The sequence below is a fragment of the Bartonella sp. AA86SXKL genome, assembly GCF_042196885.1.
On sequence record NZ_JBHIRE010000114.1, the window covers coordinates 1 to 1,193 of the forward strand.

The 1,193-nt window shown below is 44.3% G+C and carries 1 protein-coding gene; it reads right to left on the minus strand.

Going from position 1 to position 1,193, the window contains the following annotated elements; translation table 11 throughout:
- Positions 1–1,180: 5-(carboxyamino)imidazole ribonucleotide synthase (locus ACFIO5_RS10285; RefSeq protein WP_375705347.1), on the minus strand; the 1,180-nt coding region annotated here is incomplete at its 3' end.
- Positions 1,181–1,193: the final 13 nt, after the last annotated feature.

Consider the following 1,193-nt stretch of genomic DNA (forward strand, 5'->3'; position numbering starts at 1 on the left):
GGCTTTTGCCATATAAATGGACCGATGTGCGCTCTTGTGTGAGATAATATTTGAAATCTTGCAGATTGCTGCCAAGAAGATTGGTCATCTCGCAATTGCTGTGCCGGTATGTGCTCCCCAAAGGAAGACCGCAAATGGCACGGATATGTTGTTCAAACTGTGAAGTTACGCACGCCTTTTGCGTCCAGTGGCCAGAGTTATGAACACGAGGCGCTAATTCATTTACTAAAAGGCTCCCATCCATTAAGACAAAAAATTCAATGCAAAGAACACCTACATAATTCAAGGCATCCATAACCGTTGCACTTATTTCTTGCGCTGCCTTTTGCACCGAAAGCGGAATACGGGATGGAACAAATGATTTGTGAAGAATGCCGTTTTGATGCTGATTTTCAGGGCAATCATAAAAAATATGTTCCCCTTGTTTCGTGCGTGCCGAGAGAACAGAAATTTCCGATAAAAAAGGAAAAATTTCTTCCAAAATCGATGCCTGTTCCTTAAAAGCCGTGAATGCTTTCTCTAGGGTTTCTTCATTGGGATGATTAAGCATCATCTGATTTTTTCCATCATAGCCAAAACGTCGTGTCTTCAAAAGACCACGACCGCCTAACTGGGAAAGTCCTAAGACTAGAGAAGACATATCATCAACAGCATGCCATAATGCCGTTTTGATCCCTTGCTCTTGCAAAAATTGCTTCTCAAAAAGCCGATCTTGTGTAAACTCTAATGCCTTCGAAGAGGGATAAACCGGCTTGCTTTTCTCTACATATTGAATCATTTGAAGGGAAAGATTTTCAAACTCATAGGTTATAACATCACACAGAGATATAAAACGATCTAAGGCTGAGTCATCATCATAGGGTGAAACAATATGATCGTTTGTTGTTTGTGATGCTGGACAATCCGTTTCAGGGCAAAAAACAACTGTTCGAAATCCTAGTTCTGCTGCCGCTATGGCTAACATGCGCGCCAACTGTCCTCCACCTATTAAACCGATCACGCTTCCTGAAGGAAGAATGTTGGATGAAGCGGATGCGCTGGATGAAGCGGATATGCTGGGTGAAGCGGATGCGTTGGGTGAAGCGGATGCGTTGGGTGAAGCGGATATGCTGGGTGAAGCGGATATGCTGGGTGAAGCGGATGCGCTGGATGAGGGGGATGCGTTGGATGAAGCGGATATGCTGGGTGAAGCG